Origin of the sequence: Mesorhizobium sp. M0664, from assembly GCF_040320565.1 — a bacterium.
Taxonomy (GTDB): Bacteria; Pseudomonadota; Alphaproteobacteria; order Rhizobiales; family Rhizobiaceae; genus Mesorhizobium.
Genome location: NZ_JAMYPW010000047.1, coordinates 37,502 through 51,804 on the forward strand (window position 1 = coordinate 37,502; position 14,303 = coordinate 51,804).

A 14,303-nucleotide genomic window follows, 5' to 3' on the forward strand; every position below is an offset into this window, starting at 1 on the left:
GCCAGACTTTCTGAAAAAAAATCCCGCGCTGCCGATCGGCTGCGCGGGATTTTTTGCTCCAATTCAGGCGACGACACTATGGCGCGAAGATCGACCAGTTCATCATCTTCGCCAGTTTTTCCAGCGCGATCGAACCCAGCCTGGAATTGCCGTTGGCGTTGAGGCCTGGCGACCATACGGCAAGCGAGGCGACCCCCGGCACGATCCCCAATATGCCGCCGCCAACGCCGCTCTTGCCGGGAATGCCGACGCGGAAAGCGAAGTCGCCGGAGCCGTCATAGTGGCCGCAGGTCAGCATCATCGCGCCGATGCGGCGGGCGCGCTCGGCCGACACGACGGAATGCCCGGTCGCCGGGTTCTTGCCGGCATTGGCAAGGAAGCGGCCGGCCAGGGCCAGTTGCCGGCAGCTCATGGCGATAGCGCAATGGTGGAAATAGACGCCCAGCGCCAGTTCCGGCGCATGGTGGAGATTGCCGAACGATTTCATGTAATTGGCAAGCGCGAAATTGCGAAAGCCGGTGGCGCGTTCGGACGCCGCGACCTCGCGGTCGATGACGATTGTGTCGTCATCGGCCAGGAACTGGATGAAGCGCAGGATCTCGCCGATCGCCTCGCGCGGCTGATGGCCGGCAAGCAGGATGTCCGAGACGACGATGGCGCCGGCATTGATGAATGGATTGCGCGGAATGCCGTTCTCGTGCTCGAGCTGGACGATCGAGTTGAACGGATTGCCCGAAGGTTCGCGCCCAACCCGCTGCCACAGCGCGTCGCCGACATTGCCGAGCGCCAGCGTCAGCGTGAACACCTTTGAGATGCTCTGGATCGAAAACGCCTCGTCGGCATCGCCCGCGGTCAGCACGCGGCCGTCATTGGTCACCGCGGCAATGCCGAATTTTTTCGAATCGATCTTGCCGAGCTGGGGAATATAGCTGGCGACGTCGCCGCGATCGGTACGCTCCGCCATTTCGGCGGCGACCTCGCGCAACGCCTGTTCAAGTTGAGGCGCCTGTTCGAGCTCCGGCATCGTCGCCCCCGCTACTTCAGCCAGCGTTCGATACGCGCCATCGCCTCGACCATGTCGTCGTGGCTGCCGGCATAGGAAAAGCGCATCGTGCGATGGCCTTGCAGCGGGTCGAAATCGCGGCCCGGCGTCGCCGCCACATGCGCCTCGGCAAGCATCCGGCGCGCAAACGTCATGCTTTCATTGGTGTGCCTGGTGACGTCGCAGAAGGCGTAGAACGCGCCGTCCATAGGCGCGGCCAAAGCAAAGCCGAGCTCCGGCAGGCGTTGCATCAGGAGCTCGCGGTTCCAGGCATAGCGCGCCTTCACCGCTTCCAGCTCTGGCGTCGCCTTGAACGCCTCGATCGCGGCAATCTGGGACAGTTCGGGCGGCGAGATGTAGAGGCTCTGGGCGATGCGCTCGACCGGCCGCACCAGTTCCTGCGGCAGCACCATCCAGCCGATGCGCCAGCCGGTCATGCAATAATATTTCGAGAAGGAATTGATCACCGTCACATCCGCGCCGAAAGCAAGCGCCGTCGTGTCGGGCGCCGCATAGGCCAGCCGGTGATAGATTTCGTCCGAGATGACGGCGATGCCGAGCTCTTGCGCCGTTTTGACCAGCGCCTCGAGATCGCCGGCGGGAATGACCGCGCCGGTCGGGTTGGCCGGGCTGGCGAACAGCACGCCCTTCAGCGGTTTTTCGCGGTGCGCGGCTTGCAGGTGCTCGGCATGCAGATAGGCGGCGCCGTCCAACTCGATCTCGGCGATGTCGATGCCGAGCGCGGCCATGATGTTGCGATAGGCAGGATAGCCGGGCGCAGCGATGGCGACGCGGTCGCCTGGATCGAACATTGCCAGGAAAGCGAGGTTGAAGGCAGCCGACGATCCGGTGGTGACGGCTATCCGCTCGGGCGAAACGTCAAGCCCGTAATGCTCGCCATAATGCGCCGCGATCGCCTTGCGCAGGCCGGCGAGGCCCAGCGCGTCGGTATAGCCGATGCGGCCTGTCTTCAAGGCATTGGCCGCCGCTTCGCGAACCCCGGCCGGCGCCGGATCGGAAGGCTGGCCGACGGCCATAGAAACGACCGGCAGGCCCTTGGCTTTCAGCCGATTCGCCTCGGCCAGGATGTCCATGGCATGGAACGGTTCGACCGCGCCGCGGCGCGAAAGCGAAACAACCATTTTTCAATCCACCACACTTGTCCACACGTGCCGGCCATGCTGGCCGCGCCGCACAAATGCCCGATTGGTGTGGGGATCACAAGTTCGGTAAGTTTAGGCTGCCGACTTTTCATCCTTCGCCCACTCGTCTACCAGTGGACCTGCCATGTTGAGCCGACCCAAATCGACGATCGCCAGGACAGCGCGCGCCCTCGCGATGCTTTCGCTTGCCGTGGTGGTCGCCATAGCCGGCTCGGTCAATGCCTTTGCGCAGAATGTGCCGGTTGTGCGCGATGCCGAGATCGAGGCGCTGGTGCGCGATTACGCGCGGCCGATCTTCAAGGCGGCGGGCTTGTCGGGCGACGCCATCAACATCGTGCTGGTCAACGACCAGAGCTTCAACGCCTTTGTTGCCGGCCGCCGGCTGTTCATCAACACCGGCGCGCTGATGACGGCCGAAACGCCCAACGAGATCATTGGCGTCATTGCCCACGAGGCCGGCCATATCGCCGGCGGACACCAGCAGAAATTGCGAGAACAGCTCGAGCGCGCCAAGACGATGGCGATCCTGGCGACGCTGCTTGGCGCCGGCGCCATGGTGGCCGGCGCCACCAGCAACAGCCGCGGTCTCGCCGGCGCCGGCATGGGCGTGGTGGCCGGCGGCGGCGAGATGGCGCAACGCAGTATCCTCGCTTATCAGCGCACCGAAGAGATGACCGCCGACCGTTCGGCGATCACCTATCTCAATGCAACCGGCCAGTCCGGCATGGGCATGCTGAAGACGTTTGGCCGCTTCCAGAACGCATTGTCGCTCTCGGGCGCGCAAGTCGATCCCTACAGGATCAGCCATCCGATGCCGCAGGAGCGTATCGCCAATCTCGAAGTGCTGGTGAAGCAGAGCCCTTACGTCGACAAGGTCGACCCTCCGGCACTGCAGCAGCGCCACGACATGATGCGCATCAAGATCGCCGCCTACATGCAGGGCCAGGCGGCGGCGTCGCGATTGATGCGCAAGAACCCCGGCAGCCTCGCCTCACGCTATGGCGACGCGCAGATGACCTATCTGTTCGGCAATCTGGCGTCGGCGCTCACCAAGACCAACGCGTTGATCAAGGAACAGCCGAAAAATCCCTATTTCCAGGAATTGCGCGGCGACATCCTGATGAAGGCGAACCGGCCGAAGGATGCGGCGGACGCCTATGCCAAGTCGGTCAGCCTCGATCCGGCGCGATCGGGGCTGCTGCCGGTCTCGTACGGCCAGGCGCTGATGGCGATCGGCACGCAGGATTCGCTGAAGAAGGCGGTGGCGCAGATCAACACCGGCCTCGGACGGGATCGCGAAAACGCCGCCGGATACCGCTATCTGGCACAGGCTTACGGGGAACTCGGCAACATCCCGGCCGCCGAGCTTGCAACCGCCGAAGGGCATTTCTATTCCGGCGACTACAAGAATGCGAAAATCTTCGCCATGCGGGCGCAGCAGAGCATGAAGCGGGGCGAGCCGGGCTGGCTTCGCGCGCAGGACATTATAAACTACGCACCATCAGGTAAGAAGAAGTGAACCTTTCGGACGCAGGCTGCGACACAGCCAAACCGGGCGGACCCGAACACAGGCAAGAGGATCGAGGATCATGACAAAGGCAATTCTGCTGGGCACTACCGGAGTGGCAGCGGCTCTCGCCATGCTGGCGTTCGGCTTCGTCGCCGGCAATCCGCAGACGGCGAAGGCCGGCATGGCACAGCTTGCCCAGACGACGTCCTCAGGTACCAAGCTCGACCGTGCCGAAGTCGAAGGCATCGTCCGCGACTATCTCCTGAAGAACCCGGAAGTGCTTCTGGAGGCCCAGCAGGCACTCGAGGCCAAGCAGAAGGAAGAACAGCGCGTCGCCAGTCTCGGTGTCATCAAAGACGCCAAGGACCAGATCTTCAATTCCTCATTCGACGGTGTTGTCGGCAATCCGAACGGCAAGGTCACCATCGTCGAATTCTATGATTATAATTGCGGCTACTGCAAACGCGCCATCGACGACATGCGCGCGCTGACCAAGGCCGATCCGGACCTGCGCTTCGTGCTCAAGGAGTTCCCCATCCTCGGCCCGGATTCGCAGAAGGCGAGCGTCGTCTCGATGGCCTTCCATTTGATGAAGCCGGAGAAATACGGCGAATTCCACAATGCCCTGCTCGGCGGCCAGGGGCGCGCCACCGAGGCGGCGGCGATCAAGGTGGCGCTGTCGCTCGGCGCCGACGAGGCGGCGCTGCGCGAAAAGATGAAGGACCCGAGCATCACCGAGGCCTTCTCCAAGACCTATGACCTCGCCACCAAGCTCGCCATCACCGGAACGCCGTCCTATGTCGTCGGCAACGAGGTGGTGTTCGGCGCGCTTGGCCAGGAAGTGCTGGCCGAAAAGATCGAGGCGGCGAAGGCCGCGCTCTGATCAGCATTCGGGTTTCGATTAGGCTGCGGGTTTCTGGCACGGGCCGTTTTCCGGCTGTTGTGGACGGCGAAAGAACGCACTTGCGCTCTTTTCGCCAGCGTCTATGCCCATTATAGAGGGTCCGGCGCGCCGGCTTAGCCGCGCCGGGAAAGGTCGGCATTTTTTGAAAACGGTTTTCGTCCTGAACGGCCCCAATCTCAACGCGCTCGGCAAGCGCGAGCCGGGCATCTATGGCGGCAAGACGCTTGCCGCGATCGCCGACGACTGCCAGCAGGCAGGTGCCGCACTTGGGCTGGAGATCGATTTCCGCCAGTCGAACCATGAGGGCGACCTCGTCGACTGGATCCACGAGGCCGCCGACAAGGCCGCCGCAATCGTCATCAATCCGGGCGCCTACGGCCATACCTCGATCGCCATTCACGATGCCATCCGCGCCGTCGCGCCGCTGCCGGTCGCTGAGGTGCATCTCTCCAACATCCACGCGCGGGAACCATTCCGCCACGTCTCCATGGTCGCACCGGTCGCCGTCGGCATGATCTGCGGGTTCGGGCCGCTCGGCTACACGCTGGCGCTGCAGGCGCTGGCTGCACGCCTATGACCGGCCAACAAACAGAAGGCTCGAAAATGTCGATAAAGAAGAACGGTGTTGACCAGCAGCTGATCCGCGATCTGGCGGGCATACTGAACGACACCAACCTGACCGAGATCGAGGTCGAGCTGGGCGATCTGAAGGTGCGCGTCTCGCGGCAGGCCCCGGCCGTCCATGCCGTCGCCGCAGCTCAGCCGGCCTATGCCCCGGCAGCCGCGCAGCCTGCGGCAGCGGCCGCGCCGGCGACGCCCGACGTGTCGAAGAACGCCGTTGCCTCGCCGATGGTCGGCACCGCCTATCTGGCACCGTCGCCCGACGCCAGGCCGTTCATCGAAATCGGCCAGAAGGTCAAGGAAGGCCAGACGCTGCTGATCATCGAAGCAATGAAGACGATGAACCAGATCCCCTCGCCGCGCGCCGGCACGGTGACGGCGATCCTGTTTGAAGATGCGCAGCCGGTCGAATATGGCATGCCGCTCGTCGTGATCGAGTAGAGCCGGGAACAGGCGAAAGATGTTCCAGAAAATCCTCATCGCCAATCGCGGCGAAATCGCCCTCAGGGTGCTGCGCGCCTGCAAGGAGCTCGGCATCCAGACGGTGGTGGTGCATTCGACCGCCGACGCCGACGCCATGCATGTGCGTCTCGCCGACGAGAGCGTCTGCATCGGCCCGCCGCCGTCGCGCGACAGCTATCTCAACATCCACCAGATCGTCGCCGCCTGCGAGATCACCGGCGCCGACGCGGTGCATCCCGGCTACGGTTTTCTGTCGGAGAACGCCAAGTTCGCCGACATCCTCGCCGCGCACAACATCACCTTCATCGGCCCGACCGGCGACCATATCCGCATCATGGGTGACAAGATCGAGGCCAAGCGTACCGCAAAACGCCTCGGCATTCCCGTGGTGCCCGGCTCCGACGGCGCGGTCACCGAGGACAAGGAAGCCAAGCGCATTGCCGCCGCGATCGGCTACCCCGTGATCATCAAGGCATCGGCCGGCGGCGGCGGGCGCGGCATGAAAGTGGCGCGTAGCGAGGCCGATCTCGAGGTGGCGCTGCAGACGGCACGCTCGGAGGCGGGTGCGGCCTTCGGCGACGACGCAGTCTATATCGAGAAATATCTGCAGAAGCCGCGCCATATCGAAGTGCAGGTGTTCGGCGACGGCGCCGGGCGCGGCGTGCATTTCGGCGAGCGCGACTGCTCGCTGCAGCGCCGCCACCAGAAGGTCTGGGAAGAAGCGCCCTCGCCGGCGCTCAATGCCGAGGAGCGCGCGCATATTGGCGGCGTCTGCGCCAGGGCGATCGCCGATCTCGGCTATTCCGGCGCCGGCACCATCGAATTCCTCTATGAGGACGGCGAGTTCTATTTCATCGAGATGAATACGCGCCTGCAGGTCGAACATCCGGTGACCGAGGCGATCACCGGCATCGACCTCGTGCACGAGCAGATCCGCGTCGCCTCGGGCGGCGGGCTTTCGGTGCGCCAGGAGGATATCCGCTTCCACGGCCATGCCATCGAATGCCGCATCAATGCCGAGGATCCGCGCACCTTCACCCCCTCGCCGGGCACCATCACCCATTTCCACACGCCGGGCGGCCTCGGCATCCGCGTCGATTCCGGCGTCTATTCGGGCTACAAGATCCCGCCCTACTACGACAGCCTGATCGGCAAGCTGATCGTGCATGGCCGCAACCGCGTCGAATGCATGATGCGGCTGCGGCGCGCGCTCGACGAATTCGTCGTCGACGGCATCAAGACGACGCTGCCACTGTTTCGCGACCTCGTTGGCAACGCCGACATCGCCAATGGCGACTACGACATCCATTGGCTGGAAAAATACCTGGCCGAAGGCGAGTGATACAGGGGCGAAGCGATGACCCGTCCCTACGCACCCGGTTATCGCATCCCGACCGACCTTTTGCTCAAAGCCTATGCCTCCGGCGTCTTCCCGATGGCCGAAAGCGCCAATGACCCCGAAGTATTCTGGGTGCGGCCGGAGACGCGCGGCATCATTCCGCTCGACGGGTTCCACATACCGAAAAGCCTGAGAAAGACGATCCGCAAGAACCTGTTCGAGTTCCGCATCGATTTCGACTTCGAGGCAACGATCGAGGCCTGCGCTGAAAAGCGCGAGGAACGTCGGTCGACCTGGATCAACGCGCCGATCCGCGAAGCCTATATCGAGCTGCATCGGATGGGCCATTGCCATTCGGTCGAGGCCTGGCACAACGACCGACTGGTCGGGGGGCTCTACGGCGTATCGCTCGGCCGCGTGTTCTTCGGCGAGAGCATGTTCGCCAGGGAGACCGACGCGTCAAAGGCCTGCCTGGTTCACCTCGTCGAACGCCTGAAGGCGCGTGGCTTTGCACTGCTCGATACGCAGTTCACCACCGAGCATCTCAAACGCTTCGGTGCAATCGACGTGCCGCGCGGCAAGTACGAGAAGATGCTGGCCGAGGCGCTGAAGGGCGAGGCCGTGTTTTTTCCATAACCTGGAATGGCTCATCGTTTCACAGGAACGCAATTCCGGACGGAAAGCCGTTCACACTTCCTGGAATTGCTCTTGCGGCCGGTCAGCCTTTTGCTGCCGTCACCAGCGGCGTCTGTGCGTGGAACATCATCTTCCAGCCATTGACGCGGTGGACATAGCCGGTGCTGACCAGCGCCGCATAGGCTTCGCCATCTTGCCGCGTCGCACGCGCCTCGTAGGTCAGCATGACGATGTCGCTGCCCGGCTCGATGATGCCCTTGAGGTCGATGTCGAGATCGCGCCAGCGGTTCGGGTCCGTGGCAGTTGCGGCCAGATCGGTATTGCTCATCACCCGCGCCATCTGCGGGAAGGCCACCAGGCAGTCAGTATCGGCATTGGCTTTGAAATAGTCGGCACCGCCGGTCCAGAATCCCCTTTCGATGTCGAGAAGTTCGTTCTTGTTGGCCATCATCATGGCAACCTCCTCCGTAGAGAGGCACCAACGCTCGGGCAACGCGGCGGTTCCGCAGGGCGCGGTATGCGCCGCGCACTGACAGATCCTAGTTGGTTTTGGGGGCGGCGGGTGCCGGCACGTCGGACTTCTGCTTGCAGCCCTTCAGCCAGATATCATAGACGGCATGCTCGACGGCGTTGATCCCGGGGCTTTCGGCAAACATCCAGCCGGTGAAGATACGGCGTATTTTCCGGTCGAGCGTGATCTCGTCGACCTCGACGAACGAATCCGTCTTCGGCTCTTCGTTTTCGGGCCGCGAATAGCAGATGCGCGGCGTCACCTGCAAAGCGCCGAACTGCACCGTCTCGTCGATGTAGACATCGAAGGTGATGATACGGCCGGTGATCTTGTCGATGCCGGCGAATTCAGCGACTGGATTGGTGATGCGCTCGGATACTGCCGGTGCTGCAGGCGCCACCGACGCGTCCGGCGCAGGCGGCGCCAATTCCTGCGCAGTAGCAAGCGCCACCATAGAAGCGAGAACGACCGCGGTTAATCCGCCCGTCAAAATTCGGCTGAACATGCTCATGCAAGGTCCGGTGGTTTGCGCCCGGGGTGATTCTCTTAACGCCAAGGCTAGTTGCTGCTGTCGGATCAGCAAACAGCTAAACAGCAATTGTGGCGACAAAGGACCGCCCCCGTGGGGACCGCGCCCTTGGGGACCGCGCGCGTGTCGCGGCGATCGATCACGAACCAGGCGTCCAGGCGTCGTAGTCGCCCGTCACCTGCGGACGATGCTGGTTGGTCAGCACCGAGCCTTTCGGGCGATAGGCCGCGGGGCTGCCGGTGAGGTTCGGCACATGCGGCTTTTGCCAGTCGCGTGGCTTGTAGTCTTCGCTTGGCGGCGCAACATCGACACGATGATGGATCCAGCCATGCCAGCCGGGCGGAATCGCCGAGGCTTCCGAATAGTCGCGGTAGATGACCCAGCGACGGGTGCGGCCTTCCGAATCGACGCCGCCCTCATAGTAGACGTTGCCGACCTCGTCCTGCCCGACCTTCTTGCCGTGCCGCCAGGTGTGGAAGCGCGTTCCCAATGTCTGGCTGTTCCACCAGGTGAAAAACTGCAGAAGGAAAGTCTTCATCCAAATCCTCGTGGCAAGTCCTTGAAGCAAGTCCTCGCGGCGGCTGCGGCACCTGTTCCTGCTTATGGCGTCACGGCATTGCGAAGGCAAGGGTCTTGCCGCAACAGGCGAGCAAATGGCTGACGGGAAAGCGATACGTTCATGCTATTTTCGCGGCCGTCCGAAGCAGATGAAATAGGTTGTTGGCAACCTTACGCAGCGTTATTCTAGCAGTTGAAGCTTCGTTGCCTCAAGGACGGCAAATGAGAGGGGCTCATGTCATCGCTGGCGGGCACGGCCGGTCGCGCATTGCCGCAGGTCGTTGAGGCGATCTACGATTCGATTGCCGACGTCGACCGCTGGCAGGCGACACTCGAGGCCATCTGCAATCTGGCGGAAGGCCAGCTTGCCATGCTCGCCGTCATCGACACGATCAGCAGCTCCGCGCGATTTTCGGTGTCCTGCGGCGATCCCGCAGTTCTTGAGCCGTTGAAGCATGACTACGGCTCGCAAGTGCCGTTCTATGCGGCGGTTCCCAAGATGGAGATCGACGTGCCGTTCACCGTCGCTTCGATCTACGCTTTGCAAGGCCCGGATACGCGACAGAGATGGCTCGAAAGCCGCATCGTGCGCGAATGGGTGCAACCCAACCGCCTGGACGATTTCTTCTGGGTGGCGTTGATGAAGCGGCCGACCCGGATCGGCACGTTGATGGTGGTGACCGACAAGGACAGGCGCCAGATTTCCCGCGAGGATCTCGAGCTTGTCAGCCTGCTGGCACCGCATGTGCGGCGCGCGGTGACCATCGGCGACCTGTTCGAAGCCGAGCGGCGCAAGGCCGAAATCTTCCGTTCCATCATCGAAAGCCTCGACCATCCGGTGCTGATCGTGGCCGAAGACATGACCATCATCTTCGCCAACCCGTCAGCCGAAGCGCTGCTCGCCGAAAACATCTCGGTCGCTTGCGTGCGCGGACAGCTTTCCTTCACCTATGCCAACGCCAACGCCGCGATCGGCCGTGCCGTCCAGCTCGGCACGCGCGACGAATTCGCGCTCGGACCTTGCGGCATCAATATTCCCCTGGCCAGGACGGTCGTTCCGGCAGTGGCCCATGTCATGCCGCTGGCGCGGCGTGAAATCTCGGCGCGCATCTCGCAACGCGCCGCCGCAGCGATCTTCATCGCCGCGGCCGGTTCGACACCGACCCCGGCGCTGGACGCCATTGCGGCGCTGTTCGGACTGACCGCGGCAGAAAGGCGAGTCGCCGGTCACGTTGCCGCCGGCCTGACGCGAAAGGAAATTGCCGCGGCCGGCGGCGTCTCGGACGGCACCGTCAAGTCGCAGCTGGCGACGATCTTCGACAAGACCGGTACCGGCGATCAGCGCGAGCTCGAACTGTTGATGCGCGAATTGTCACCGCCGTTGCGCTCCAGTTGATTTTGCTCAGGTTCCCCGGACCGGCAGCGGTCCAAAAGACTCGGCCGGTAAGTTTTTCAAACCTTTGACACCATCGTCCGCAAAATCTGGGAAACGAAACCGGCATCGTTGCAATTCGGCCAAAATCATGGTGCGGTCGTTCGCGGTCCAGAAACGCGGCACTATGCTCGGCTGGAATGAAAATGGTTTCTGGCGCGGATCTCGATCTTTGACACCGACATCTACCGAGCGACTGCTCCCCTACCTCTTTCTGCTTGGGCTGATCGTAATCGCGGTCGCTTTCCGGCCACTGCTGCCCGTCGACGAAACGCGATATCTCAGCGTCACCTGGGAAATGTATCTGAGCGGACAGATCTTCGTCCCGACGATGAATTTCGCGCCCTATCTGCAGAAGCCGCCACTGCTGTTTTGGCTTATCGACCTTGTCTGGAACATTTTCGGCGCCAGCAGGCCGGCGGCGATGCTGGTCATCTTCGCCGCCTCCTCGCTCGTCATCTGGCTGACGACGGCTTTGGCAAAGACCCTGTTTCCGGGCCGCGACGACATCGCTCGGCGCATCCCCTGGCTGGTTGCCGGAAGCAGCGTGTTCGTCATCTATTCGACGCTGATCCTGTTCGACCTGTTGCTGACGGTCTTTGTGCTCGCCGCGCTGTTGTCGTTGATTGCCTTTGCCCGCAGCGGCAACCGCTGGCAGGCCGTTCTGGCCGGGCTGTTCATCGGCATGGGCGTGCTGACGAAAGGCCCAGTGGTGCTGATCCATATCGGCGCGCCCATCCTGTTCTACCCGTTCTGGCGCGACCGGCGGGCGGGACTGACGACACCGAACTTCCTCGCTGGAGTGGGCCTGGCCCTGCTCGCCGCACTAATTCCGGTGGCGATCTGGCTGGTGCCGGCGACCATCCTGACAAAAGGCAATTTCGTTTATGATCTCGTCTGGAACCAGTCGGCGGGGCGCGTCACCGGCAATTTGCGCAATTCGCATGGCCGGCCGTTCTATTTCTATCTGCTGCTGCTGCCCGTCATGTTCATACCGTGGATCTTCATACCCGAGGTGTGGCGGTTGAAGCTGCGCACGCGGATACGCAACCTGATCGACGCGAAGTCGCCGGATCTGCGCGCCTTGCGCCTGCTGTCATTCTCGTTCGTTGCCGTGTTTCTGGTGTTCAGCGCGATATCCGGCAAGCAGCCTCATTATGTCGTGCCGATGTTGCCGTTCGTGGTCATCCTGTTCGGCTATTTCATGGCGGAGATCCCGCTCGCCAGGCTGAAGAGCTCGGCCATCGTCATGCTTGTCATTTTCGGCATTGGCCACGCGGTGGCATCGGCAACCGCGTTCAAACGCTATGATCTGACGCCGCTCGCCAACTTCATCTACGAGCGAAAGGATGCGGACTGGGCCGTGGCTTTCGACTATCAGGGCGAAGTCGGCTTCCTGGCCCGGTTGCAAAAGCCGTTCGAAAGCACCGACAAACCGGAAGAATGGCTTGGCTCGCATCCCAGCGGCTATGTCATCGACAAGGTTTCCAAGGATCCCGGCACTGCAGGGCAAATCGCGTTCCGGCTTCGCGTCGAACGCGGCTATCTCGTCGTGCTGAAGGGACAGCATTGACGATCGTCACCGGTATGCGAGTTCGTCCCCCGCGCGGGAGATGAAGGCGTTGCTGCTTCGTGGTTCCATCGCTCGATAGAACCGGGAGGTATTCATGCGCAAGCTCATCTCGACGACGCTTTTTGCCGTATCGCTCGCTGTGGCCGGCCTTGCCGCCGATCCGGCATGGAGCTTCAAATGTCAGTCCGGAACGATTGGGCAAGGCAGTTGCTCCTGCTCCGGGACCGCCGACTGCACCGATATGCGGCATTCCAAAATGTGCAAGGGCGACCTGAACTGCGGTTCGGGCAAATGCTCCTGCACGGCCGCATTGGTAGTCGACCCCGGCCCGAAAACCCCCAAGCCCAAGGTCGTCGCGCCGATGGCGACAACCAAAGGCGTCGTGAAGCAGTAGATATCCAATCCGAAAGGACGGCGTCTCGACGTCGCTGGGCCGGCCCGATGTTTCGCGGTTCGTCCCCCATGCGGGCGATGAACCGCTGTCGAAGAAATGGTGTTGTCTAGCCGGAGGGTGGTTTCCAACCGAAAGAGCGAGGATACCATGTTGAAAACCTGCACGATGCTGTTCTTCTGCCTGATGGCGGCCGCCGCGGCCGCCCAGCCGCCGCCGTCGGGGCCGCCGGTTCCCAGTGCGGCACTTGCCCCATGCAACGCCACACAATCGAACAGGCCCTGCAAAGCCGAACTCGGCGTGTTCCTGATCACCAACACCGTCCGCAACCTGGCGCAAGCCAAGGTCGACGCCACCAACGCACAGCTGGCCGCCCAGGGACGATCATCACGCGCATCGATCGAATCGCTGAAGCAATGGCGGCCGTCGCGCTTTGCGACGCAGATGCTGAACCAGCCGAACAGCTGGTTTGTCAAAGTTCCTTACATCCTGACCATCAAAGTCTCGATCCCGGTGACCTCCGACCGCCACATCGGCATTCCCATAGACGTCAACGTCTTCTGCAGCGGCTGGCAGACCGATTCCAGCCAGGTCATCATTCGCTCGCAACCCGGCCCGGCGAGCTTCGAGGGCGGCAACATCCTCGAAGACGTTTTCAACGTCGGCAACTACATCGACGCTCAGGTACGCAGCTCGTTTTCGGCACCCCTGCCGGTGACGACGCCGGTTCCAAATTCGAAATGCTCGGCAATAGACGGCTCCGATGCCGGCACGCAGGCCACCGGCGATGATCTCATCTTCTGGACGGTGCCGCGGCGCAACCTGGTGGTGACGGACGCCATAGCCAAGCCGACGGTTGAAGTGACCTTCGACAGCCTCACACGCCTGCCAGCCCGCGACTTCCACAACAATGTCGTCTATGCGGAATCCGAGGCCATAAACCTCAACGTCTATGCCAATGAGGACGGCGTTCAGAAAGCCCTGACGATGCGCGAAGGCGACGTGGCTGCGCTGAACCTTCCCGTACTCAGGCTCGACGCGCGAAAATACGATTCGCTGGTCGTCATCGGCAATGTCGACCAGCCGCCGAACGATCCCAGAGACAGCGCCTTCGCGGTAGCGGCCAAGACTGCGGGATTCGGTGCCGGTTCCAAGATCATGCAGATCCCGAAGTGGTATTCGAGGCCTCCGGACCAGTTCAATCCCAAGCCTACATGGATCAGAGTTCCCGGCTATGAGCTGCACTATACGGTGCGCTATCTCAACAGCGGCGGGCTGGCCGTCGACGGTGGAGCCAGTACGGTCCGGCCTCCAAAAGTCGCCGTTCCGATAAAGACGCTCATCAAGCCGAAAACGCCCTGACGCGGCCGCTCGCGGATGACGGCGGCGGTTCAGACCGCTGCCGCCTTCCCCCGCGCGGCAGATGCGGCAGCGCCGGCATCATGGCCTGATCTTGCCGGAACAAACGCGCCGCTGCGCCACGAGCGAGCGGCGCCATCGATGGAGACAAACGATGCTGCACCTCCCTCACACCATGCCCGCCGTCAGATAGTGTGCTGAAGGTTCTGCAAAAAGTTTTGGATGGAGAACGGCGCCTGCTCTGAGGGCGAGCGGCCATGGCACGGTGGTGAC

At 62.6% G+C, this 14,303-nt stretch carries 15 protein-coding genes; 10 read left to right on the forward strand and 5 right to left on the reverse strand.

Going from position 1 to position 14,303, the window contains the following annotated elements:
• Positions 1–76: 76 nt before the first annotated feature.
• Both NKI39_RS28235 and NKI39_RS28240 read right to left on the reverse strand, forming a co-directional pair.
• Complete coding sequence (locus tag NKI39_RS28235; RefSeq protein WP_352835954.1) at positions 77–1,024, reverse strand: glutaminase; 948 nt, start codon at positions 1,022–1,024, stop codon at positions 77–79.
• 11 nt (positions 1,025–1,035) lie between these two features.
• Positions 1,036–2,184: a pyridoxal phosphate-dependent aminotransferase gene (locus NKI39_RS28240; protein WP_352835957.1), complete on the reverse strand. Its 1,149-nt coding sequence runs from the start codon at positions 2,182–2,184 to the stop codon at positions 1,036–1,038.
• Between the two features lie 145 nt (positions 2,185–2,329).
• On the opposite strand from NKI39_RS28240, the gene NKI39_RS28245 reads away from it, so the two are divergent.
• The 6 genes from NKI39_RS28245 (at position 2,330) to aat (ending at position 7,677) form a co-directional block, all read left to right on the forward strand.
• Entirely contained in the window at positions 2,330–3,724 is a 1,395-nt protein-coding gene (locus NKI39_RS28245) for a M48 family metalloprotease (protein ID WP_352835959.1), read from the forward strand.
• A 70-nt stretch (positions 3,725–3,794) separates the two neighbouring features.
• Positions 3,795–4,598: a DsbA family protein gene (locus tag NKI39_RS28250; RefSeq protein WP_352835962.1), complete on the forward strand. Its 804-nt coding sequence runs from the start codon at positions 3,795–3,797 to the stop codon at positions 4,596–4,598.
• Positions 4,599–4,761: 163 nt separating this feature from the next.
• Positions 4,762–5,196, forward strand: coding sequence for a type II 3-dehydroquinate dehydratase (gene aroQ, locus NKI39_RS28255; protein ID WP_352835964.1), 435 nt, complete (start codon positions 4,762–4,764; stop codon positions 5,194–5,196).
• Between the two features lie 26 nt (positions 5,197–5,222).
• Positions 5,223–5,681 carry an acetyl-CoA carboxylase biotin carboxyl carrier protein gene (accB, locus tag NKI39_RS28260; protein ID WP_292662508.1) on the forward strand — a complete coding sequence of 153 codons (459 nt, stop codon included), beginning with the start codon at positions 5,223–5,225 and terminating at the stop codon, positions 5,679–5,681.
• Positions 5,682–5,700: 19 nt separating this feature from the next.
• Positions 5,701–7,044, forward strand: a complete 1,344-nt coding sequence (gene accC, locus NKI39_RS28265) for an acetyl-CoA carboxylase biotin carboxylase subunit (protein WP_023674822.1) — start codon at positions 5,701–5,703, stop codon at positions 7,042–7,044.
• Between the two features lie 15 nt (positions 7,045–7,059).
• Positions 7,060–7,677 (forward strand): leucyl/phenylalanyl-tRNA--protein transferase, encoded by a 618-nt coding sequence (aat, locus tag NKI39_RS28270; RefSeq protein WP_352835967.1) that lies wholly within the window; start codon positions 7,060–7,062, stop codon positions 7,675–7,677.
• Positions 7,678–7,759: 82 nt separating this feature from the next.
• On the opposite strand, the gene NKI39_RS28275 is transcribed toward aat, so the two are convergent.
• The 3 genes from NKI39_RS28275 to NKI39_RS28285 all read right to left on the reverse strand — a co-directional run bounded on the left by NKI39_RS28275 (position 7,760) and on the right by NKI39_RS28285 (position 9,255).
• On the reverse strand, positions 7,760–8,128 hold the full coding sequence (locus NKI39_RS28275; RefSeq protein WP_352472795.1) for a hypothetical protein: 369 nt from the start codon (positions 8,126–8,128) through the stop codon (positions 7,760–7,762).
• Between the two features lie 88 nt (positions 8,129–8,216).
• Positions 8,217–8,699, reverse strand: a complete 483-nt coding sequence (locus NKI39_RS28280; RefSeq protein ID WP_023674819.1) for a DUF2155 domain-containing protein — start codon at positions 8,697–8,699, stop codon at positions 8,217–8,219.
• Between the two features lie 157 nt (positions 8,700–8,856).
• Positions 8,857–9,255 carry an NADH:ubiquinone oxidoreductase subunit NDUFA12 gene (locus NKI39_RS28285; protein WP_023674818.1) on the reverse strand — a complete coding sequence of 133 codons (399 nt, stop codon included), beginning with the start codon at positions 9,253–9,255 and terminating at the stop codon, positions 8,857–8,859.
• Positions 9,256–9,510: 255 nt separating this feature from the next.
• Here NKI39_RS28285 and NKI39_RS28290 point away from each other — a divergent pair, with 255 nt between their 5' ends.
• The 4 genes from NKI39_RS28290 (at position 9,511) to NKI39_RS28305 (ending at position 14,033) form a co-directional block, all read left to right on the forward strand.
• Positions 9,511–10,671 carry a helix-turn-helix transcriptional regulator gene (locus NKI39_RS28290; RefSeq protein ID WP_352835970.1) on the forward strand — a complete coding sequence of 387 codons (1,161 nt, stop codon included), beginning with the start codon at positions 9,511–9,513 and terminating at the stop codon, positions 10,669–10,671.
• A gap of 208 nt (positions 10,672–10,879) precedes the next feature.
• Entirely contained in the window at positions 10,880–12,280 is a 1,401-nt protein-coding gene (locus NKI39_RS28295) for an ArnT family glycosyltransferase (protein ID WP_352835973.1), read from the forward strand.
• 94 nt (positions 12,281–12,374) lie between these two features.
• Positions 12,375–12,674, forward strand: a complete 300-nt coding sequence (locus NKI39_RS28300; RefSeq protein WP_352472757.1) for a hypothetical protein — start codon at positions 12,375–12,377, stop codon at positions 12,672–12,674.
• A 150-nt stretch (positions 12,675–12,824) separates the two neighbouring features.
• On the forward strand, positions 12,825–14,033 hold the full coding sequence (locus NKI39_RS28305; RefSeq protein ID WP_352835976.1) for a hypothetical protein: 1,209 nt from the start codon (positions 12,825–12,827) through the stop codon (positions 14,031–14,033).
• Positions 14,034–14,303 lie beyond the last annotated feature (270 nt).